This window comes from Lutispora saccharofermentans (assembly GCF_024363565.1).
GTDB lineage: Bacteria > Bacillota > Clostridia > Lutisporales > Lutisporaceae > Lutispora > Lutispora saccharofermentans.
Map to the genome: position 1 here is coordinate 40,731 of NZ_JAJEKE010000015.1, position 22,834 is coordinate 63,564.

At 37.6% G+C, this 22,834-nt stretch carries 21 protein-coding genes, 2 tRNA genes and 1 other RNA gene; 1 reads left to right on the top strand and 23 read right to left on the bottom strand.

Annotated features, from left to right (window positions below; genetic code table 11):
* Nucleotides 1–45: 45 nt before the first annotated feature.
* The 3 genes from LJD61_RS14840 to LJD61_RS14850 form a co-directional block, all read right to left on the bottom strand.
* The gene (locus LJD61_RS14840) at nucleotides 46–930 is read right to left on the bottom strand and encodes a S41 family peptidase (protein ID WP_255228336.1); all 885 of its coding nucleotides are present in this window, start codon (nucleotides 928–930) and stop codon (nucleotides 46–48) included.
* Nucleotides 931–1,215: 285 nt separating this feature from the next.
* Nucleotides 1,216–3,279 (bottom strand): S-layer homology domain-containing protein, encoded by a 2,064-nt coding sequence (locus LJD61_RS14845; RefSeq protein ID WP_255228337.1) that lies wholly within the window; start codon nucleotides 3,277–3,279, stop codon nucleotides 1,216–1,218.
* Between the two features lie 79 nt (nucleotides 3,280–3,358).
* Entirely contained in the window at nucleotides 3,359–4,006 is a 648-nt protein-coding gene (locus tag LJD61_RS14850) for a hypothetical protein (RefSeq protein WP_255228338.1), read from the bottom strand.
* 189 nt (nucleotides 4,007–4,195) lie between these two features.
* On the opposite strand from LJD61_RS14850, the gene LJD61_RS14855 reads away from it, so the two are divergent.
* Nucleotides 4,196–6,340, top strand: coding sequence for a YcdB/YcdC domain-containing protein (locus tag LJD61_RS14855; protein ID WP_255228339.1), 2,145 nt, complete (start codon nucleotides 4,196–4,198; stop codon nucleotides 6,338–6,340).
* Nucleotides 6,341–6,389: 49 nt separating this feature from the next.
* Here the strand turns inward: LJD61_RS14855 and rnpB are convergent.
* The 20 genes from rnpB to LJD61_RS14955 form a co-directional block, all read right to left on the bottom strand.
* An RNA gene (gene rnpB, locus LJD61_RS14860) (RNase P RNA component class A) lies at nucleotides 6,390–6,731 on the bottom strand.
* A gap of 71 nt (nucleotides 6,732–6,802) precedes the next feature.
* Nucleotides 6,803–7,513, bottom strand: coding sequence for a zinc ribbon domain-containing protein (locus LJD61_RS20585; RefSeq protein WP_255228340.1), 711 nt, complete (start codon nucleotides 7,511–7,513; stop codon nucleotides 6,803–6,805).
* Between the two features lie 177 nt (nucleotides 7,514–7,690).
* Complete coding sequence (locus tag LJD61_RS14870; protein ID WP_255228341.1) at nucleotides 7,691–8,812, bottom strand: Nif3-like dinuclear metal center hexameric protein; 1,122 nt, start codon at nucleotides 8,810–8,812, stop codon at nucleotides 7,691–7,693.
* A complete protein-coding gene (locus LJD61_RS14875) occupies nucleotides 8,785–9,489 on the bottom strand; it encodes a tRNA (adenine(22)-N(1))-methyltransferase (protein WP_255228342.1) in 705 nt (234 codons plus the stop codon). Before LJD61_RS14875 ends, LJD61_RS14870 begins: the two co-directional genes overlap by 28 nt.
* A gap of 125 nt (nucleotides 9,490–9,614) precedes the next feature.
* Nucleotides 9,615–9,691, bottom strand: a tRNA-Ile gene (locus LJD61_RS14880).
* Between the two features lie 5 nt (nucleotides 9,692–9,696).
* Nucleotides 9,697–9,772: transfer RNA gene (locus LJD61_RS14885), tRNA-Asn, on the bottom strand.
* 67 nt (nucleotides 9,773–9,839) lie between these two features.
* Nucleotides 9,840–10,907 (bottom strand): RNA polymerase sigma factor RpoD, encoded by a 1,068-nt coding sequence (gene rpoD / locus LJD61_RS14890; RefSeq protein ID WP_408615592.1) that lies wholly within the window; start codon nucleotides 10,905–10,907, stop codon nucleotides 9,840–9,842.
* 45 nt (nucleotides 10,908–10,952) lie between these two features.
* Nucleotides 10,953–12,734, bottom strand: a complete 1,782-nt coding sequence (dnaG, locus tag LJD61_RS14895) for a DNA primase (protein ID WP_255228344.1) — start codon at nucleotides 12,732–12,734, stop codon at nucleotides 10,953–10,955.
* Between the two features lie 22 nt (nucleotides 12,735–12,756).
* A complete protein-coding gene (locus tag LJD61_RS14900; protein ID WP_255228345.1) occupies nucleotides 12,757–13,200 on the bottom strand; it encodes a YaiI/YqxD family protein in 444 nt (147 codons plus the stop codon).
* An 81-nt stretch (nucleotides 13,201–13,281) separates the two neighbouring features.
* Nucleotides 13,282–14,280 carry a deoxyguanosinetriphosphate triphosphohydrolase gene (locus LJD61_RS14905; RefSeq protein WP_255228346.1) on the bottom strand — a complete coding sequence of 333 codons (999 nt, stop codon included), beginning with the start codon at nucleotides 14,278–14,280 and terminating at the stop codon, nucleotides 13,282–13,284.
* 160 nt (nucleotides 14,281–14,440) lie between these two features.
* A complete protein-coding gene (locus LJD61_RS14910; RefSeq protein ID WP_255228347.1) occupies nucleotides 14,441–15,616 on the bottom strand; it encodes an acetyl-CoA C-acetyltransferase in 1,176 nt (391 codons plus the stop codon).
* A 242-nt stretch (nucleotides 15,617–15,858) separates the two neighbouring features.
* Nucleotides 15,859–16,479 (bottom strand): methyl-accepting chemotaxis protein, encoded by a 621-nt coding sequence (locus tag LJD61_RS14915; protein ID WP_255228348.1) that lies wholly within the window; start codon nucleotides 16,477–16,479, stop codon nucleotides 15,859–15,861.
* Nucleotides 16,480–17,568, bottom strand: coding sequence for a HAMP domain-containing protein (locus LJD61_RS20590; protein WP_255228349.1), 1,089 nt, complete (start codon nucleotides 17,566–17,568; stop codon nucleotides 16,480–16,482). It lies immediately after the preceding gene.
* A 374-nt stretch (nucleotides 17,569–17,942) separates the two neighbouring features.
* Nucleotides 17,943–18,806, bottom strand: coding sequence for an AraC family transcriptional regulator (locus LJD61_RS14925; RefSeq protein ID WP_255228350.1), 864 nt, complete (start codon nucleotides 18,804–18,806; stop codon nucleotides 17,943–17,945).
* A gap of 175 nt (nucleotides 18,807–18,981) precedes the next feature.
* Nucleotides 18,982–19,425: a hypothetical protein gene (locus LJD61_RS14930; RefSeq protein ID WP_255228351.1), complete on the bottom strand. Its 444-nt coding sequence runs from the start codon at nucleotides 19,423–19,425 to the stop codon at nucleotides 18,982–18,984.
* Nucleotides 19,412–19,627, bottom strand: coding sequence for a helix-turn-helix transcriptional regulator (locus LJD61_RS14935; protein WP_255228352.1), 216 nt, complete (start codon nucleotides 19,625–19,627; stop codon nucleotides 19,412–19,414). Before LJD61_RS14935 ends, LJD61_RS14930 begins: the two co-directional genes overlap by 14 nt.
* A 496-nt stretch (nucleotides 19,628–20,123) precedes the next feature.
* On the bottom strand, nucleotides 20,124–20,579 hold the full coding sequence (locus tag LJD61_RS14940) for a hypothetical protein (RefSeq protein ID WP_255228353.1): 456 nt from the start codon (nucleotides 20,577–20,579) through the stop codon (nucleotides 20,124–20,126).
* A 236-nt stretch (nucleotides 20,580–20,815) separates the two neighbouring features.
* Nucleotides 20,816–21,454, bottom strand: a complete 639-nt coding sequence (locus LJD61_RS14945; protein ID WP_255228354.1) for an NAD(P)H-dependent oxidoreductase — start codon at nucleotides 21,452–21,454, stop codon at nucleotides 20,816–20,818.
* Nucleotides 21,451–22,023, bottom strand: coding sequence for a flavodoxin family protein (locus tag LJD61_RS14950; protein WP_255228355.1), 573 nt, complete (start codon nucleotides 22,021–22,023; stop codon nucleotides 21,451–21,453). The genes LJD61_RS14945 and LJD61_RS14950 overlap by 4 nt, the downstream gene beginning before the upstream one ends.
* A 2-nt stretch (nucleotides 22,024–22,025) precedes the next feature.
* Nucleotides 22,026–22,577, bottom strand: coding sequence for a PadR family transcriptional regulator (locus LJD61_RS14955; RefSeq protein ID WP_255228356.1), 552 nt, complete (start codon nucleotides 22,575–22,577; stop codon nucleotides 22,026–22,028).
* Nucleotides 22,578–22,834 lie beyond the last annotated feature (257 nt).

A 22,834-nucleotide genomic window follows, 5' to 3' on the forward strand; every position in this document is an offset into this window, starting at 1 on the left:
TCGAAGCAAACGGGAAAGGAAAGAGAAGCAGCAGCAGATGAAGAACTACTTCATGCTCGCTGCTGCTTTTATATAATCATCCAAGCTGCTCAAGGCAATATTATTATATTTGCTTAAATAGCTTGCCAGGCTTTCAGAGGTCTTGCCCTTAACATTCCATTTGTATGCCGAAATGCTGAAGTTGATCTTATTGTAGTAGATTTTATAAACCTGCCCTATATCTATACCTTTGGTTTTCTTGCCGATCAGCTCTACTTTATCGCCCATGTTTTCTTTTAAGGCCAGTGCAAACATCTCTGTATTGCACGCACTTTCTTCATCCAGAAGCAAAAATATTTTCTTAAAGCCATAGTAAAAATCATTAGAGCTGTAATAGTGCTTTGAATTTGAAAATTCTACAGAAGCTATTTCCAAGTCTCCCGGAAGTAAGTCATCAGCAATCTCTATGGCTTCAGTATAATAACCCAAATGATTGCCTCTTAAATCCAATATCAGGTATTCCATTCCCTCCATTTTTTCTAAAGCTTTAAAAAACTTCTTTTCTGCATTCTCCCCAAAGCTTGAAAGCTTTATATAGCCGGTATTTTCATCAATTTTTTTGCTTTGCATCTCAAATTTTTTATATAATGAGTAGTTAAGCTTTCCCTGCACCAGATCGGCATAGCTGAAATTAGTATAATTATCTCCGGATAATTTCTCTGAAAGCTTAATAAGCGTATCAATTTTTTGTTTGGAGGTAAAAGGCGGCTTTAAGATGTTATTTTTTAGCTCAATGTATTCCTTATTTAAAAATACTTCGCTATATAAATAGTTTTTTTCAAAATCCTTAATTATATTTTTTGCATCCGAGTAAGTGACAAAACCGAAATAATTCAGCAATGAAAACTTATATATCACAAAAAATACCAGAACTATAAATATAAAAAGCATTGGACGCCTCTTTTTAGGAGCCGTAATTTCATTTTCAATAATTGTTTTATCCCTCAATTGTTTCACCTTCCGCTGATAAATATCCCCACATTAATTATTTGCCTATTTACCATATATTAATCAAAATTTTTAGCAGCATCATTAACAGTATTCTAAAGTTCAGAAGGAATATATGACTCCGCTTGAACTTTAGAATACCTTGTACCCCAGGGCACCTTCTCTTGCCCCTGTGGGGCAATTCACCTTGTCCGCGAGCTTACCATCGCTTATATCAATTAGCAGTGGTTAGCTATAGGATGATGCTGCTGCCTTAAGAACAGAGTGTATTACCTCCCAAACCACCGGCTTTTCAAAGCCTTTTCTCCAGGATGCAACTCCCCCCAAGTTATATTTATTGGCAAGCTGCGCCTTGAGCCTTATTGAATTCTCATCTTCCAGCCATATCTTATACAAAGCACCGTCTTTTTTAAACTCTGCATAGTATTGGCCGCTCTTTTCATCCCATATTTTAGATGCCTGATTATCCTTTATTACTTTTTCCCCCGTTTCCATGGATATAGCCTGGGAAGTCACAACTGTCTTTCCATCCACATATGCTTCCTTCCAAAGTCTTGTATAAAACGGAACTGCCAATATAAGCTTATTTTGAGGAATCTCCTCAAGGACTTTCTTCAAGCTGCTTTCAACCCAGCTCAGCTGAGCGACAGAACCGCTTACAGGGCTTCCTTCCCAATGTTGGTCATAAGCCATCAGTATCATATAATCCGCATACTTGGCCAAAGCTTTTCTGTCATAGCATGTAGACCAGCTGGAATATTGATTGATGGTAGTGACATCAACAGAAGTGATCAAGCCTTTTGCCTTTGCTTTGGCTGATAATTCTTTAATAAACAAAGTATAATTATCTCTGTCTGATGTACGCATATTTTCAAAGTCCATATTTATTCCGTCGGCATTATACTTGATGCTGTATTCAATAATAGAGTCCGCAAGCTTTGATCTTTTATCCGCGTCTTCCAATATCTTTCCTGTCAAGTCCGGATCAAAAGCATTTCCAAAAAGGGGCCAAACCTTATAACCATTTTCATGGGCCCACTTTGTATAGTTTATATCTCCTTTATCTATGATAGCCCCTGATTCATTCTGCAGTACAAACCAGGTAGGAGATACAACATTTAGCCCGGCTATCTTTTTCTCACCAGTCATATCCGGTGTTTTGCTATATACATACTGCCAGGTCAAATTCACCTTTTCATCGTCTTTCGACTTGCTTATAAGACTGCCATCAAGCAACGAATCAAAAACTACCAGGTGTCCGTCTCGCTTTGTCACGCTGAGATTCTTTCTTATATTGTATTCACTTTTGTTAAAGACTCCGCTTTCTACAGAAAGCACGTAATCTATTTCAAGGACATATTTGTATAAGGAGCTTTGCAGAACGTAAACTTTCATTTCACTTATACTTCTTCTTACATTTGTGTTCGTCTTCTTTAAATTCGAGATCACCTCTCTGCGCTTTTGATTCAATGCTTTTTCTTTGCCGATCGAATATTCCAAAGCTCCCGGCAATTCAATATCGGCTTCGTTTGCTGCTTCTATCAAGCTTGTCTCATATTTTTGCACAAAATCATAAATCCCGCTTTCTTCTGTCTCGGATTTTAAATGGATAAGCCTGTATATCATTGCAGCAGCTTCTGCCCTGGTAGCGCTGCCTTTAGGTGAGAAAGTTCCGTCAGGCAAACCATTTATTATTCCGGCTGATGATATTCTATCAATGCTGATTTTGTTAACATAATCAGCTCTTATATCACTAAAGCTCATAGGCTTGTCCACTTTATAATCGCTTGGAAGTGTTCCGGATATTATTACAGCCATTTCTTCTCTGGTTATTACCTTATCCGGATATAGTTTTGTTCCGGTAAAGTCATCCAGCAATCCGTAAGCTTTTGCATTGTTAATATAAGTGTAAGACCAGTGGGTTGCAGGAATATCCGTATAATTAGAGTATTTGTCAGAGTCCTTCTGCAGATCCATGACCCTTGCGATCATAGTTATAAATTCTGACCTTGTTATTGTCTTATTAGGTTTCATGGTATTATCAACAAAGCCCTTTAATATCTCCATATCGCTTAATCCGGACATATAGTTTTCTGCCCAATGTCCTTTAACGTCTTTGTATAAAATCTCAGTTATCTGGGGTTGAAACAGTTCATTGCTTAGTTTTTCCGAGCTTATTTCAGTGTATGTACCGACTTCTGCTGCTGCATTTGACAATACCGGTATAGAAGCGATGGAAAGTATAAGCAAGATTATAAGCATAGAATTATACAAGCCTCTTTTGGTATACATTTTCTGCCTCCTTCAAGTTATATATACATATGTATTATAGCATTATGTAAACTGTTTTTTAATGGTATTGATTCCCATTTTAAATTATTATGCTATCTTGAAGGCTCTCATTATTTATGCTGCAGTTCACGATATTATAGTAATCAATATAATCCAGGCCTGCTATGCCCAGTTGTATCGCTACTTCCTCAATCAGATAAATGCATAGTATATCCAGAATCTGCCCATTGAGGATCTGATTTTCAAGCTCAGTAAGATAGTATGAATTTTGCTTCTTTATATACAGCCCAATGTTAAACCTCTTATTATAGGAAAGTCCTATTCTGTAATACAGTAAAGGATCTAATTCCACATTGCACAGCCAGTCTGTAAAAAAATCCATAAAAATTTTATGCAATTCTTTGAAGAGCTCATCCTTTTTATCCTTGGCCAAGTTTTTCAATTTATATTTTTTTGTTGCATTCTTTATAGGAGCTATGAACAAAGCACATAATATCACAGGATAAAAATCCTTAGCTTCTGCCAATAGCCTCTTATATTCTTTCGGATCTATGATCTTCTTTTCATTTATATAGCTCATAAGAGCTTCAATATTCTCAGACACATAGTAGCTGGTAAATATGCTTTTCAGGGTATATAGCACACCGCGCAAAATAATACTGTGTATTTCGGAGGAGCTCATTTCATCCGATGCAACCCGTAAATTGCTTTTTTCTTTCTTTGCCAACTCTACACCTCCCAAAAGCTCTCACAATAATTATTTCCATCAATTGGTTTATTATGCAGCAATTTCACCTATTCTGCAGTGCATATTTAAGTGGCATAATATATCTACAATGCTAATATATAAATCTTGAAACTTTTAACTCCAAAATTAGTCTAATTAGGCAAAGAAATAATTCGGAAGGGGATAAACATGAAAAAGATTTTATCACTAGTACTGGCTCTAACACTATTATTTACTAACATGCTGCCTGTTCTGGCTGAGACATCTCAAAGCCAGACAAAGATTAGCCTGGAGAAAGCAATTGAAATCGCAAAAAATAGTTTTAATATAAACACAGAGGATTGTGATTTCAATCAAAGCTATTATGAAAACATTGAAGGGACAAAGCAGTGGCAGTTCAACTGGAACTCAAGGAAAAACAGCCATGGTATAAGCATAAATGTGGATGCTGAAACCGGTGATGTTTTATACATGAGTCAATGGAAGAATGAATCTTCAAATCCGTCAAAGCTTGCAAAATATAAAAAAGAAGAAGCACTTAAAATAGCTGAGGAGCTTCTAAAAAAGCTTCAGCCCGAAAAATACAAGGAGATGGACCTTGTAGATGACAGCTATAGTGGATCCAGATATATTTATGATGTCAATGCCTATAACTTCTATTTCATAAGAAAAGTCAACGATTTGGATTTTCAAGGCAACGGAGTCAATGTGAGCATAGATAAAAACACCCTTGAAATAAATAATTATAATTTTACCTGGAATAAAGAGGCTTTGCCCGATGTATCAAAGGCTATCAGTATAGAGAAAGCCAGAAAAAATTTCAATGAGAAGGTCGGCATAGAATTAGCTTATCTGATCAAATATGATCAGAAAACAAAAAAGAATAATGCCAAATTGGTATATACCTTTAAGAATGGAAACAGGCCGATAGATGCCTTAACCGGCGAGGTGATCAACTACGGGTATTACAACCCGCTATATGATATGGGCGCATCCGACAATGCAATGATGGCAAAAGAAGCCGCTGTCTTGACACCCGAAGAGATAAAAGAGGTTGAAAATACCAAAAAATTTATAACGAGAGAACAGGCCTTAGAAATAGCAAAGAAATATGTAAAAGTAGAGGATAAATATAAACTGGAAGCTGCTTCCCTCTACACAGATTATAACGGAACTAATGCCAGCTGGAGCTTCTCTTGGAATTATAACAATCCGGAGAAAAATGAATATGCTTACATCAGTATTTCTGTTGATGCAGTGACAAAAGAAGTCAGAAGCATATCTAAGTATGACAGCACTACAGATAATGCATCTAAAAATGGAAACCCCGAATATGATATGGAAAAGTCCAAAAAAGCAGCAGAAAAATTTCTAAGCATGATAGCTCCGGAAAAATTTGCTCAGACTGAGTATAGACCTGATATTTTTCAAAACAGCAATGTTGAAAAACCGGTAAGCTATAGCTTTAATTTTGTGAGAAAGGTTAACGGCATATCTTGCCCGGGAAATAACCTGAATGTAACAGTCAATGCCTATACAGGCGAAATTACAAATTTCTATAGCAATTGGATGGATTTAGAATTTCCAAAAGCAGATGATCTGCTATCCATAGATGCTGCATATGAAGCGCTCTATAATAACGTAGAATTCAAGCTAAAATATATTATCCATTATGATTATACTCTCAAATATCCAGATAACAGGGTTATAAAGCTCGTCTATGCCTTCGATGATTTTTCCGGCATGCTTGACCCAAAAACTGGTGCATTACTGAATTATAACGGTGAGGCTATAAAGGATAAACAAGAGTTGACATTTACAGATATAAAAGGGCATTGGGCTGAAAAAGATATTTTAGCACTACTTGAAGCAAATATCATAGAAGCTGACAACAAGGAATTTACACCGGATGAAAGGATCAAGCAAAAGGACTTTATCAAAATTTTGATCAATTCCTTACAGCCTTATTATCAGGTAATTTCTTATGCATCAGACTCATCTGCAGAAGATTACGATGAATATTATAAGCAAGCTATAGCTAAAAAAATAATCACTGAAAAAGAAAAAAATTTGGATGCTGAAGTAAGCAGGATTGAAGCTGCAAAAATGATAGTAAATGCAATGAATTTAGGTTATCTTGCTAAAAAATCCGATATATTCGACCTGAATTACAAGGATAAAGATAAGATTTCCCAAGATAATAAAGGATTTGCTGCAATAGTATCCGGTCTCAATATCATGTCGGGCAAAGACGGAAGCTTTGCACCGGAAGATAAGCTCACTAAAGGAGAGACTGCAGCAACCATAGTAAACTTTCTTAAGGTTGAAAAATAAAGAAAATTAAATAACAAATGCCGCGGATTTAAAATCTGCGGCATTAAATTTTGCGAGTAAACCTATAAGCCGGGTTCTGTTGTAGACGGTCATCTATCTCGATCTGCTGTTGCCAGCAGACTCTAGCGATCTTACCCAGAAGCGAGGCGGGCCGCCTCATTAGCTTCCCTATTTGATCTTGCTCCAGATGGGGTTTACATAGCCGATTAGTTGCCTAATCGCTGGTGAGCTCTTACCTCGCCTTTCCACCCTTACCCCTTTCGGGGCGGTATATCTCTGTTGCACTTTCCTTGAAGTCGCCTTCACCGGGTATTACCCGGCACCCTGCCCTTTGGAGCCCGGACTTTCCTCATGCATTCTACAGTGTGCACGCGACCATCCAGTTTACTCGTTTTTTCCTTTGCAGAAGTTAATTATATAATGTAAATGCGCTGGTGTCAAAGGTAATTTTTTATCCATCTTCTATTTATTTTTCTTATATATTAAAATTCTGCCGCAGTTTTGACATTTTAAAGGATTTCCTATTTTTACAGACTCATAGTCCATAGCCGGAACTTCTACGCCGCAGCCACTGCATTTTCTATTCTCTATTTCTGAAATTGGATTTATTAGTTTTTCTTTCATTTTAATATATTCTTTATATATATCTTCATTTACATTCAGCTTTATATCTTCAATAAGTCCTTCAATATTATTCTTTTCATTCATTAAAAAATCCAACTCTTCTTCTTTGTTTGCTTTCATTGTTTCATATTTCTTTTTAATGAATACTATCTTTTTCTTAATACTTAATATATCAAGTTCCATTTCTTTTAAGCTTTTTTCTAAATTCTCCAGACCTAGCGTTTCCAATTCCAAATTTTTCTGAACATCATCTATCTGCTTTTCTAATGTCTCAAGCTTTTTTACGCTGTTTATTTCCGGGGTATATATAAGCTTTTCATAATTAGTTTTGCTTAATTCCAGACTTTTATAATGAGATTTTTTTTGAGCTATCTGCTTTTCTATTTCCTTTTTTTTCTCACATAGTTTTACATACTCTTCCTTAAGCTTGGCATACTCTTTTTTAAATTTGTTTATTTGAGCATCATCGCTTATTTCAGATATTCTTGAAAGCAACTTTTTATGATTATTTTCCTGATGCTGTAGTTCATATAGAAATTCTAAGCCCACAAGCCATCATCCCTTCATAATTAATTTGTACTCTCTTTAAGATTCTTTATGTCGAGAAAATCCTTTTTTGTAATGCTTTTATCTTGCAAAAGCACTGTTTATATTAAGGAAAGCCTTTTTTGTAATGCTTTTATCTTGCAAAAGCATTACAAAAAAGGAATAGCAAAAATACTATTCCTAGAGATTCATGGTTATATCAACATTTGATTTGGCTTCTATAATATCCACAGTATATCCATTGCTTGCAAGAGCAGATTTTAAATAATCGGAAACTGTTTTTATCATTATCTTTTCCGTGCCAAAATGACCTGCATCAATTACGCATATTCCCTCCTCCAGAGCTTCAACCAGCTGGTGGTATTGCATATCTCCCGTTATAAGGACATCTGCGCCTGAAAATTTAGCTGATCGTACGAAACTATTGCCTGATCCATTTAACAGCGCTACTCTTTTTATATTTGTGTCTGGTGAACCAGAATATCTTATGCTTTCTATGTCCAAAGTTCTTTTTACAAAGGCAGCATATGAGGCTAATGTTACGCTGTTTTCTAATTGACCGATTCTTCCTAAGCCATAGGCCTTGCCTTTATTTTTCATTTCAAAGACATCATAGGCCACCTCCTCATAGGGGTGAGCTTTAAGCATAGATTTTACAACATTATTAATAAGGGCTTCAGGAACAACAGTTTCAACTCTGTATTCCTCAACTCTTTCCAGCTTCCCTATTTCACCGATAAAGGGATCCGCTTCTTCTCCGGGCTTAAAAGTGCCTATGCCCTTTACCCTAAAGCTGCAGCTGCTATACTTTCCTATATGCCCCGCTCCGGCCAGGGACATCTGCTCCATAACCTTCTCCTCGAAGCCTTCAGGAACAAAGGCAATAATTTTATATAACTTTTCTTCAGAAACCGGCTTCATAATTTCTGTTTTTACAAAGCCTAATTGCTTTGCAAATACGTCATTCAATCCGCCTTCAGATATGTCAAAATTAGTATGAGAGGAATAAACAGATATATTATTCTTTATCAATTTTATAATCTTCTTACCAATTACGGAATCTGTATTTATCTTCTTCAGAGGGCTAAATATGAGAGGGTGATGTGTAACGATCATATCTACATTGTTTTCAATGGCTTCTTCAACAACCCAGGCAGGTAAATCCAAGGAAATCATAATCTTATTTACACTGCTGCTGCCGTCACCGACGATAAGACCGACATTATCCCAGTCTTCAGCCAGTTTTTTCGGTGCAATGGTGTCCATAAAGCTTGCTACTGTTCCACATTTAAGCTGAGCCATTTTTTCGCCTCCTTATAGTGTATCAATTCTTTACTGCATTCCTCTATTCTTTTTTGGTTTTTATGAGTAAAGTTCTCCAAATGGTCTATGATTCCGCTATACTCACTAATTTTTTTATCTATGTATTCAAGCAAGGCAGGAGAATTTTTATAATAAAACATCTCATTTATCATATCTATACTTTTTTCATCATAGCAATTTTGCTTATATCTCGTCCAAATAATCTCATAGAATTTATCGTTTTCTTTAACGATCTCACCATTAAATATTTCAAAGGAATTCTGGATAAGCCATTTTATCAGTATCCTGCTATCCCTCATTGGCTGAAGAATAAGCTCTCCGGCACTTCTTGCAATATCTATACCCTCGCTGAGTATATTCTGTATCAATATTCCACCCATGCCCGCAATTACAATTATATCAGCTTCCTTATCCTTCAATGCGGACAGGCCGTCTCCTATCCTGATTTCAATGTGCTGTTCCAGCCCATATTTTTTAACTCTTTTCATGGATATCTCCGCAGGGCCTTTATTGATATCCGTGGCTATAGCTTTTTTAGCTTTATTATTATTTATCAAGTAAATAGGTAAATAAGCATGGTCAGATCCGATATCGGCAACAACATCACATTCGTCAATGCTTTCCCCTATAACGGCTAATCTTGGAGTTAAGTCCAACACATATCATCCTTTGCATTTAATCGCCTATATGATTATTATACTATACTTATCCAATATTCATAAGCGATTTTGATTTAAAAAATTAAAATAAAAAAAACCGGGAAATCATCCAGGTTTTAATATGGTGGGCCTTCAGGGACTCGAACCCCGGACCAACCGGTTATGAGCCGGTTGCTCTAACCAACTGAGCTAAAGGCCCCAGCATGGCTCCTCAAGTTGGACTCGAACCAACGACCCTGCGGTTAACAGCCGCATGCTCTACCGACTGAGCTATTGAGGAAAGTAAACTGACAAATAATATTCTACTAACTTTATAGGAAATTGTCAATAGTATATTGTAGAAATTTCTATTCTAAATAATCTTTTAGTTTCTTGCTTCTGCTGGGATGTCTCAATTTTCTTAAAGCTTTTGCCTCTATTTGACGTATTCTTTCTCTTGTTACATTGAATTCTTTTCCCACTTCCTCCAAGGTCCTTGCTCTGCCATCATCAAGCCCAAATCTTAATCTAAGAACCTTTTCTTCTCTGGGAGTCAGCGTATCCAACACTTCCATCAGCTGTTCTTTAAGAAGCGTAAAAGCCGCTGCTTCAGCCGGAGCGGGAACATCATCATCTGGAATAAAATCACCCAGATGGCTGTCTTCTTCTTCACCAATGGGAGTTTCCAATGAAACAGGCTCCTGTGCAATTTTCATTATTTCTCTTACTTTGTCTTCAGACAACCCCATTTCTTGGGCAATTTCCTCGGGCAGAGGATCTCTCCCGAGTTCTTGAAGAAGCTGCCTTGAAACTCTGATGAGCTTATTTATTGTTTCTACCATATGCACAGGTATCCTTATGGTTCTTGCCTGGTCTGCTATAGCTCTTGTTATAGCCTGTCTAATCCACCACGTAGCATATGTGCTGAATTTAAAGCCCTTTACATAATCAAACTTCTCTACTGCTTTAATAAGGCCAAGATTACCTTCTTGTATAAGATCTAAAAACAGCATTCCTCTGCCTACATACCTTTTTGCAATACTAACTACAAGTCTCAGGTTTGCTTCGGTCAATTTTTTCTTGGCCTCAGCATCTCCTTCCTTCATCCTCTTTGCCAACTCGATCTCTTCATCCGGGCTAAGAAGAGGAACCTTTCCAATTTCTTTTAGGTACATTCTCACAGGGTCATCTATGCTAATACCCTCGGGTACTGTAAGGTCAAGTTCAACCGGCTCGGCTTCGTCATCAATGGGAGGTATGTCAATTTCAGCATCGATATTGCCTACAATATCTATACCCTTTGCTTCCAAATATTCATAAATCTTATCGATTTGTTCAGGATCCATTTCTACTTCTTCTAATGTATCCATTATTTCTTTATAAGTGAGCATTCCATTCTTATTGCCCTTTTCAACCAATTCCTTTATATAATTCATTTTAGATTCATCACTCTTCAAAGTTATCCCCTCCCTTCCAGGAAACTATTTCTTCTTCTTTTGCAATTCCATGATTTCCTTGAATATTTCATTCGATTTATCCCTGTCCCCATTCTCATAATATTCATTCATTAACTTGGTCAATTCCCCAATCCTCTTGCGGATATGTGCTTGCAACAGCTTATCTATATATGAATCCATTAGTTCCAAATCATGGCTTGTTATCTCAATATTGAAAACCTCAGCGGCTTTTTTTCTGTCCTCTTCATTTTCCAAATGGATTATTATTTCTCCAGCTGATATCAATTTTCCTTCTTTTATTTTTAAATTTATTATCTCAGCAATTCTTCTGTGAATAGGCAGATTGAAATAATCAGCGGTAACACGGCTAAATATATAATTTGCCTTATTTTCGTTCTGAATGCATATGTTAATCAGTTTTTTTTCTGCTATAATTTCTCCATTAATAGATTTTTTTAATTCTGCATTGTTTGCAACAGCAGTCCTGTCTACTATATTATGCCTGTTATTTCCATTAGTATGCTTCTTTTTTAATCTATTTAATTCATCATAAACAGCCTCTTCGCTTATCTGCATCTCTTTTGAATACTTTTTAATATATGCATCGGTTTCAGCAGGACTGTCAATAGTCTGCATAACATTCGCGAGCTGCTTTATAAACTTTATCCTATCTTCAATGTTTTCCATATTGATGCCGTTTTTCAGGTTAAATATTTTGTAATCAATCAAGGACATACTGTTGTCAACCAGTCTTTTAAAGGATTCCAAGCCTTCTTTCCTAATATATTCATCCGGATCTTTTCCCTTGGGAAGTCTCAACACTTTTACAGTGCAGCCTTCCTTCTCCAATATGGATAAGCCTCTCAAAGTCGCATTTTGACCTGCGGCATCTGAATCATAAGCAATGATTATTTCATTTGCAAACCTTTTAAGCAATCTTGCCTGATGCTCAGTAAATGCCGTTCCCAGCGATGCAACTGCATTATTGATCCCATATTGGTGCAGTGATATTGCATCCATGTATCCTTCTACGACAATGATGTTCCTTAAATCTCTTATACCTTTGACGAGATTTAACCCATAAATATTGTAACCCTTATTATATATGGGAGTATCAGGAGAATTCAAATACTTTGGTTTGCTGTCGTCCAGCACCCTTCCGCCAAAGGCAATGACATTCCCCTTTAAATCTATGATCGGGAACATGACTCGGTTTCTAAACCTATCATAATAGCCTTCGTTGTTATTCTTTTTAACCAGAAGTCCCGCAGAATATGCTGCTTCAAGTTTTAGACTCTTCGAAGACAAAAAGTTCTTCAAACTGTCCCAGTTATCCGGCGAAAAACCAAGGCCAAACTTTTTTATAGTACCCATGCTCAGGCCTCGATTGGATAAGTATTTCATCGCTTCACGATTGCCGCTCAAATTATTATAAAAAAATCTGGCAGCTTCCTTGTTTATTCTAAAAAGAAGCTGTTTTCTCTTAGCCTTTTCTAAATCCTCTTTGTTTGCCGTATCTTCTATTTTAATTCCTGCCTTTTCAGCCAAAAATCTTAAGGATTCCGGGTAGGTCATCCTTTCGATCTTTTGAATGAAAGTACTTACATTTCCACCTTCTCCGCATCCAAAGCAATAAAAAAGCTGCTTATCTTGAGAAACGCTAAAAGAGGGGGTTTTTTCAGAATGAAAAGGACATAAACCGATATAGTTTCTCCCCCTTTTTTTTAGGTTCATGTATTGCGATATTATATCAACAATGTCATTTTTCTCAATTATCTCAGAAACCATTTCTTCTGAGAAAAACATAGCTTATACCACCTTTTTTAAATCATATAATCTTTATCAATCTTTCCAAAGAGCATAAAAACTCTTCATTGTCCTTTATGCTTCGTTTGGCCGGGCCCTTAACACGTCCCCCGCTGCGCAAAGATTTTAATGTTTCGTGTCTTTTCGCTAACAATTCATCAATATTGTTGTCGTCAAACAGTTTGCCGTCAAAAGAGATGGCAAATGCTCCCTTTGACAATATTATTGCAGCAAGTCCATAATCCCCTGTTACTACTATATCCCCTTCTCTTGCTCTATTGATTATTGCCAGATCTGCAGATTGAGATACATTATCTACATATACCGGATCTAATCCATGCTTTTCATAGTAGTTAGAATAATGGCTTAAGCTGCATACGAATATAGCCTCAATATTGTATTTTTGAGATATTTCTAATATAATATCTTTAACGGGACATGCATCGGCATCGACTAATATTTTCATACTCCACCTATTTAGGACACTGAATTTATACTTATTCGATATAAAAGCCAAATATCCTTCAATTTTTATTAAAATGATCATTTAAATCTGCCATGCAGTAGGCAAAAAAATCGCTTTATATTTGTTTAATGCATATCTATCCGTCATGCCGGCAATATAATCACAGGTCAACCTATGAATACTCTCGCATGGCAGCTTCATGCGCAAATCCTGAGGAATTTCTTCAGGATTCGCAATAAAGAATTCATAAAGCTGTCTTATAATATACTTAACCTTTACCTCTTCGACCTTAGCTTTAGAGCCAATATATACATGATCATACATGAAATTCCTCAATTGCTTTGTAGCCTCATCAACGCCTTCGCTCATCCTGACATAAGGCTTATCCAAGCTCTCAGTAATTATATCCGTAATCATTGTATTTATTCTGCTCTTATGATCACTGCCTAAAACCTCCAAACATTGTTCAGGTATGTCTGCGGTGCTTAAAATATCTGCTCTTAAAGCATCATCTATATCATGATTTATATATGCTATCCTATCAGAAAATTTAACTACCATGCCTTCCAATGTGCTGGGCAAATTGTCTCCAGTATGATTGAGTATCCCATCTCTGACTTCCCATGTTAGATTTAAGCCTCTTTTATCTTCTAATATTTCTACAACCCTGAGGCTTTGTTCGTTATGCTTGAAACCTGATGGATGAATGCTGTCCAATACCGCTTCACCTGCATGTCCGAAAGGGGTATGGCCTAAATCATGCCCTAAAGCAATGGCCTCTGTTAAATCTTCATTTAGCCTTAAAGCTCTTGCTATGGTTCTGGCTATTTGTGAGACCTCAAGGGTGTGAGTTAGCCTTGTCCTATAGTGATCTTTTTCAGGTGATATAAATACCTGAGTTTTGTGTTTAAGCCTTCTGAAGGCTTTAGAGTGAATTATCCTGTCTCTGTCTCTCTGAAAATCTGTCCTGATGATGCACTTATCCTCGGGTTTATCTCTGCCCACGCTGTCTATACATGCTACCGCATAGGGTGAAAGAATCAATTTTTCTATTTCCTCGGTTCTTTGCCTGATATTCATAGAAACAACTCCTAAAAATCAACAATATTCTTAGATCAGATTAAGCATACTATTTATATACTACAAAAAATTGTATTTTCCTTTAATGATATGATTTAAAGATAAATAATATAAGCCATCGAAATTATTATTCTCGATGGCTTTCATATTATTTCATATCTTACATTTCTACTATTAATGCAGTTCCCATTCCACCGCCAATGCAGAGAGTAGCAAGACCGTATTTAGAATTTCTCCTTTTCATCTCGTAAAGAAGAGTCGTTAAAATTCTGGCACCGCTTGCTCCTACAGGGTGGCCTAAAGCAACTGCACCGCCATTAACATTAGTTTTTTCCATATCGAGATTCAATTCTTTTGCCACTGCCAGAGACTGAGCTGCAAAAGCCTCATTTGCCTCAATAAGATCTATATCCTCTAATTTCAAATTAGCTCTCTTCAATGCAAGCAAGGTTGCAGGGACCGGACCGATACCCATTATGCTGGGTTCTACACCTGCAGAAGCATAGCTTACAACTTTTGCTAAAGGTCTGATTCCTAGTTCGTCAGCTTTTTCCTTGGACATGACAACAATCGCTGCTGCTCCATCATTTATGCCTGAAGCATTACCTGCTGTAACCGTACCGTCTTTTTTAAATGCCGGTCTTAATTTGGCAAGGGACTCGGCAGTTACTCCAGCCCTGGGAAACTCATCCGTATCAACAACCACCTCACCCTTTTTCGACGGTATGATGACCGGAACAATCTCATCTTTGAACTTACCCTCTTTTATTGCTGCTTCTGCTCTATTCTGACTTGTAGCTGAAAATTGATCCTGCTGCTCTCTGGTTATACCATATTTTTCTGCCAGGTTTTCAGCAGTTATTCCCATATGATAATTATTGAATATATCTGTCAATGCATCATAGACCATAGAATCTATTATTTCGCCATTGCCCATCCTATAACCTGTTCTGGCATTCTTGAGTAAATATGGCGCAGCACTCATATTCTCCGTTCCGCCTGCAACCACTATTTCCGATTCTCCTGATACAATCGCCTGTACTGCAAGCTGAACAGACCTCAGCCCCGACCCGCAAATCATATTGATCGTCATTGCCGGCTTTTCTACAGGAATTCCCGACTTGACAGATACCTGCCTTGCCACACCCTGGCCTAATCCGGCCTGAAGGATGCATCCAAGGATCGTCTGATCGACCATCTCAGGCTTTATGCCAGCTCTATCCAATGCTTCCTTCACAACAACGACACCTAAATCAACAGCTGAAACGCCGGATAGGCTACCATTGAAATTTCCTATTGCTGTTCTAGCGGCTGATGCAATCACAACTTCTCTCATTACACAAACCTCCCGATTATTCTTATTCATAAATTTATTCAAGCAATAATGATGCCATATAACAGGCTAATGAGCTGATTATCAAATAAAATAATATTAAAATGTAATAAACATGTAAATAAGCAGCTTATCCAATGATTGTTATTTTTTTAATATTATTAAATTTTAATCCAAGCTCTATTTAAGTAAGTCATAAATAAAACATCGCCGATAAATCGGCGATGTTTTCTATTAAACCATTTTTATACCTTAAAGCTGCTAAGCTCCCGTTTAAGCTGAAGAGCCGCACCATCAAGCTCATTTGACATAGCCAGAATCTCCTCCATGCTTGCCGTCTGGTTCTGTACGCTGGATGTTATTTCCTGTGCGGAAGCTGCCACCTTGGTTGAGATGACCGATAAATCGCTCACCTTCTTTATAATCCTTTCTTTCTCCTCCGACAAAAGCTGAACAGATGCAGAAACTCCTCCTACCCGGTCAATGCTTTTATCTACAGTGGTCCTGATATCTTCATAGGCATTCACTGTTTCATCAATTGCCTTCTTTTCTATTATTATCTGTTCTGATATTGTGCGTGTATTCTCTACCACTTTCAAGGTATTGGATGTAACATTGCTGATAAGTCCGTTGATGGTATTTGAATAATTCATGACCTGCCCCGCCAATTTTTTTATCTCCTCTGCGACAACAGCAAAACCCCGGCCTGCTTCTCCGGCTCTTGCCGATTCGATAGAAGCATTAAGAGCAAGCATATTGGTCTGATTGGCCACACTGTTGATTATATCCGTTATTTCGTTAATCTTTTCCACATCTTCACTAAGAAGAAGTATCTCTTCTATAGCTCCTTCAAAAGATAGCCGCATTTACTCCACCGTATCTACAAGCTGCTGCATGCTGCGGTATTCTTCTTCCACAGTATCCTTGATCATCCTGCTGCCTGCCAATACTTCAGTGGTCTCCCCCAGCATACCATCAAAACGTCCTCCAAAATTGTCTAAAGCCTGAGTAATATAATGAATATCATCGTTCTGTACGACTATGCTTTCTGAAACGGTCTCAATATTTTGTGTAACATTTATGCCGCTAGCTGCAATTTCCTCACTAGCCTCATTTATGGAGCCTGATACATTATATAGCTTGTCCCCTATTATTTTCATCGATAGGATCATATTCCTCAATGTATTTACCGAATGGTTCATAGCATTAGTAAGCCTTTTAATCTCATCCCTGCTTGTACTACGGAACTCCACAGTAAAGTCTCCTTTAGAGAAACTGTCAAGCTTATCTACTACGCTGACAATTGGCTTGGTAAGGGACCGCGCGAATAATACTCCCAGGAGAATTGCCACAAACAGAATCCCCAGAGAAAAAACTACTATATTTATAATAGTATTATTGATCCGTTGATTCAGGGGCTGTAGAGAAATACCCACATTAACACTGCCGGCTTCCATAAAATCAGCTTCAAAAGGAATGGATACATTTAGCACCGGCACTCCCTTATCAGTCCTTGAAACAATAGCGGTAGTGGCGGAGGTCAGAGCATCAATTCCGCCTTTCGCAGGCTTTGTTCCAGTAGCTGAAGAGGTTGCTTCAAGAGAAGTATCCCCTGAAGCAGTTGCTCCGGTAATTGCATCTGTTCCACTGGCACTCCCATAATCAGAGGAAGCAACAACATTATACCGACTATCTGAAAGGGAAATATAAAGCAGATTGCCATTGCTCGCTTGCTTTAATCCGAAAAATTGCTCAGATATCCGATTAAGGTCCGTAAGCTTACGTTCCAAAAGCTCTTGACGTATAAAAGCAGCCATGGCTCTGCCGTCATTTTCCATCTGCTGCATCACCGTTTCTCTGACCTCATATATGGCAATACCCGTAAAAAGAAAAGAACTTATCAGAACGATTCCTGTAAAAATGCTCAAAATTTTTTTGAATAAAGAATTGAACACATATAATCCTCCCCCGTATGCTTTTATTCTAGCCAAACCGTATATAGATTTAAGCCTTATTAAAAACCAATTTCATTTATTATAGACCAGTTTCGTTATTAATGAAAGCAAAAGATTGTTAACAAATAATTAATTTTTATAATATATATCTAAGTTTTTCTATGTTAATCTCTTCTTAAGTATCTTCCGTGAAACCTTTGTGATAAGGCATATTTTATTATCCTACTTCGTACTATCTTTTAAATATGCCGGCATAAAAATGACGTCAACCGGATCAAATGGTTGACGCCACGAAATTTTTTTCTTTCTAAATTTATATTATTTTTGTCCCAAATTCTTACGTTTCTTATTTTCAAGTTTTCGTATTTTTGTTTTTATTTCTTCCGTACAGGAATCCAAACTTCACTATAAGCGTAATCTTTTTTATCTCCATTCATTTTAGTAAAAGAAAAAACAGGAGCATTGATTACTTCGTAATTGGAAGAAGGAAGCCATTCTGAATATATTTTTGCCATTGTTTCTTGTAACGCAGAGGGGAATGATCCTTCATTTGGAAATACTGCCCAAGTATAGGCTTCGACTGGAACCTTTGCTAATTGATCACTTACTTGATTTTCAGTCGTTAAAATACCTATCAGATGAGTTAAATCTCCTTCTTCTTTTAAGAAATTAGCATCAGCCTCATAAGAAGCATTGACAATTTCATAAGGCTCAATATTTTGAAGAGAATGCATTTCTTCTTTTTGTTCATCCGTTATGCTTTCTGCAAGCTTTACAATCTCGTTATTAACACCTTCAAATTGTATAGGGACACGTTTACTTACACCGACTAAATTAAACGCTGGTTTGTCTTCAATTCTAAATTCCATAGTGATTCCTCCCTTGACGGTTATTATGAATGAAAGTTTGGGAAACGATTTGCTTATGCCTTTTTTTATTACATCTGAGGGTAAAAGCCCACTCCACTTTTTAAATGCTCGAGTAAAACCGTCCATTGACTGATAACCATATTTCAAAGCAACATCCGTTACTTTTTCTCCATGCAATAAATCCATACTTGCTTCCGACAATTTTCTGTTTTTGATATATTCACTAAGGGTCAACCCTGAAAGATAAAAAAATATCTTTCTAAAGTTATAGTCAGAAACCCCGGCATATTCAGAAATTATTTCAAGAGACAGATCATCGGTTAAATGCTCTTCAATATAGTCAATTACATGATTTAATTCGTTTAACATTATCTCCCTCCTTCATATCTAGATAATACCAAAGCTGCTTTTACTATGCTCGACTTTTTTAACATAAAGAATATCGAATCGTTATAGATGCGGTAACAATGCTTTCCTACCTTTGATCAACCAAGCCTGAACCATCTTTCGATTGATCTATTATGGAACACTCCTTACAGCCTGCTTAATATTTCTTATTCAGATAGTTAAAAATTAAAATCCCTATGGTATATTGGAATGCAAAAAATCCGGCTAAATATGCTATTATCAGCGTTGAATTTTCTATTATATTAAGACTGCCTATTATAGAAAAGATTACAACCGACACAGAGATTACAATCAGTCCAATAATATATGCATATCTGCCGGACTTATCCCGCAAAATTATTTTTCTTTCGTCTTGCAATTCAATTTTCTCATTCTCAATTTTTTCTTGATATTTGTCTTTATTTCCCGGTCTGGTCCAATAATAATATTTCCATAAGATAACTGCTCCACTGCCAATCCCTGCTCCTGTCCACCCAAATAATAGGCTTTCTAGTCTTGACTCAAAATTCAGCCCAATAACTAAGCAAGCAATTCCTATAAACAAAAACATCAGCCCTATATATAAGTTACTCTTTTTCATTCTCCCCTCTCCCTTCATAAATAAATATTTCCTCGATTGATTTTTGAAAGTAAGCTGAAATTGCAAAGGCTAATTCCAGCGAAGGGTTATACTTGCCTGTTTCTATAGAACTAATTGTTTGTCTGGAAACTTTAAGCGCCTTTGCCAAATCTTCTTGATTAATGCCAATAAGCTTTCTAAGCTCTTCAACTTTATTCTCCATGTAACCGCCCCTTTTTATGACAAGGTTCCTTTACATCTATTGTAAAGATTTTATATCATTTTGTCAAGTTTCCTTTACATCTATATAAAACCTTTTTTCGCATTATTGAACACCTCATGAAAAACTAAATATACTTGCTCGCTTCACGGATACTGAGCCGCGTCATTTTATCCTTGTGCTTATTTGTAAAATTACGAGGCCAGATATTGATACTCACGTTCCGGCTGTTCCCATCTCTTGAAAATAAACACCCAATCAATAAACATCCTATTTATGGCATTGTGGTAGGGTCAATAGTAATTTTCAGCAAATATAAATCTATCCATTTGTTGCCTATAATATCCTGCAAATTCTTACTAAAGTCATTATCAGTGTTCAAAAATGCTCTCAATAATAAAGTAAGGGTATTATCCCTTAAAATTATCAAGAGCAATACCCTTACTTTATTTTTTTGCTTAATCTTTCAGACACTTGTTACTGGTGATGAATATGTATACTAAGTTAATGCACTCATAAGCAACCCGAATAAAATACTATAAATTACCATTTCCATCTGAAATTTCAATAAATATTTTTTTATTAAGTAATCTTTTTTAAAATAGACAAAGCCTTCTATGTTATCTATAAATGGTGATACAGCAGCTATATGAGTATATATAAACATCAGGCTGCAAAAAAAAGTAAATTTTAATGTAAAAGGGAGTTCCCTGATAGTATTTAATACTGGAAAGAGTACAATTGACATTAAAAGTCCCCTCAAAATTTGAGCAGGCAAAAACATTATTTGAACATGTTTACTTTCTTCCGGGTCTGACATATCCCTTAAAAAATTACAATGTCTGTTTTTACTTTCATAAATATCTTTACTGATTTTTAAAGCCAATACCCCTGCAACAATATATGACACTCCATGAATCACGATAAATAACAGACTAAACTTTATATAATTCATCTTCTCTGTCCTCCTTCCTTATTTAATCACTTTTATTCCTGTGCCCATAAGTATTCCTTACTCTTGATATATAAGCCTCTTCAAGCTTTTCACTAATTTTTAACTTACTTCTGGCTGTATTCGCCCATTTTGTCCTTTATATTCGCCTGGGCTGCTGCTAGTAAAATAGACCAATTGACCTTTCTTTGCATTATGGAACACTTTATTGGTAAAACAGTATATAACGTCGACTTTATTTATAAGCTATGCGGCTTCGCCTTTATCTGCTTTAGTACACCGTTCTTCCTGGTCATTTGACGCCAGCCGATATTTCCGCCTATTTTGTACAGGAATCGCGGCATCTTCGGTGTTACGAATACATCTTCACACTCTTTTGAGTTTTCAGCCGTTATTGCGTCTCCCATATCGCGCAGCGCGGCGTATACGTTGTCCACAGGTCCTTTTTTCATTTGCGCAAGCACTCCTCCGCAGCCAATGCCGAGACCGTATCCATAGCCCGCCCCTATTCTCTTTACAAAAGTACGGGTCATTTTTAAAGCGAGGCTATTGTGTTCCGCCTCGTAAAAGCCGCAGTTACATATGGTGTAAACCGTTGGAAGTGATGAGCCACAGGCTTTTGCCGCCTGCTCAATCTGCGTTAGCAGTTTCAGAAGCGAAGCGGGCAGCGAATCGACATAGAGCGGAAATACAATAAGCAAATCGTCGGCCTTTAAGATATCGGCTATGACCTTATGAGCGTCTTCCCGCCGTATAAGCTCAACGGCCTGGAATGTGTCTACTATGGTACCTATATATTCTTCCAGTATTTTTATTAGCATGCCGGATGTGCTTTCTGCCGATTTCGGGCTGCCGTTTATGGCTACTACACGCTTCATGCGCTCACCTCCTCTGTGAAGATTCTCTTAAGCGCCTGCAAAACATCCTGGCATTCACCAGCACTTTTCGCCGTAAGGCAAAAATGTTTCTGTGGACGCAAGTTGAGAGCGTTGCGCTCGGACAGCTCGCGAAAAATTTCAAGCTCGCTTTCCAAACTATCTCCGTACCCAACAGCTATCCACCAAGGGAATCTGCCGTAGCGCATCCTATGGTGCATTTCGTCGCGATAAATTTCAAAATACGGCAATATATTCGGGATACTGCGGTCGAGGAAAGCCTTTAAATCAGGGGCAAAACCGCCGTAAGTAATATGGGTAAGCAGTACCACTGCATCCGAACGCATAAATATGTGGGATATGTCGTTCGCGCAGTCATTTGTGATGACACAAAGCCCTGGAGTCTTGACCCAGCAGCCGAAGCAGCCGATGCATGGCTTTATTTCATCGCTGTTCAAAACGATTGTCTGTACCTCGCAGCCCACCTGCTTAAGAGTTTCTTCCGCGTGCAGGCTCAGGTTGAAGCCGCTCTCTGTGCCGCTTTCTCTATCGCAGAGAATAAGTATCTTCATAATCATCGCTCCTTTTCAATTTGCTCGATGCAGTGTTTTGCCCATTCAGCCGTCGCTCGCGCATTGGCTGCGCCGAAGTCCAGCGTCATCAGCCAATATTTGCTCTTTTCCACCCCATCCGGCATAACGCGCGCGTATTCTTCTATATTCCTGCGTATGTCGGAACAATTATCTTCAAGCTCGCTCAGGCATTGCTCCAGGCATTGCCTGAGCATAACAAGCGTCGCTTCAGTGTCGTCCGCGCCGAAGAATACGCGCATAAGCAAAGAATTATGCGGATTTTTCAGTGCTGGCTCAGCCTTGCCCAGCCAGTCCGTAAAAGCTTTTCTTCCGGCTTCCGTCACGGTATAAACGCGCTTGTTCGGACGGGTGTCCTGGATAACGCTTCGTGAGGTAACCAGTCCGTCAGATTCCAAACGACCGAGCTCCCGATAGATTTGACTGCTCTGCGCATGCCAGAAGTTGTTAAGCGAGTCCTCGAAAATTTTGGTCAAGTCGTAGCCTGTGCTTTCTTTGTACGCCAGCAGTCCCAGAATTCCATAAGGTAAAGACATTTTATTCACCTCGTATTATATTATACTGGTATAATATAATACGAGGCGGTATTTTGTCAAGCGCAAAATATAGAAACAGGATACCACGCAATTGAATGCGCAATACCCTGTCTGTTGTTGATTGAATCCCTCCGTCAAGCTGCGCCTGACATCTCTCTTTAGCTTTAAAAACTACCCCTTTATCGCCGCCTGGACCATGGCAAGCAAAATAGGCCTATCCCCGGTTTTTTCATATTATGAAACGCTTTTAAACAAAT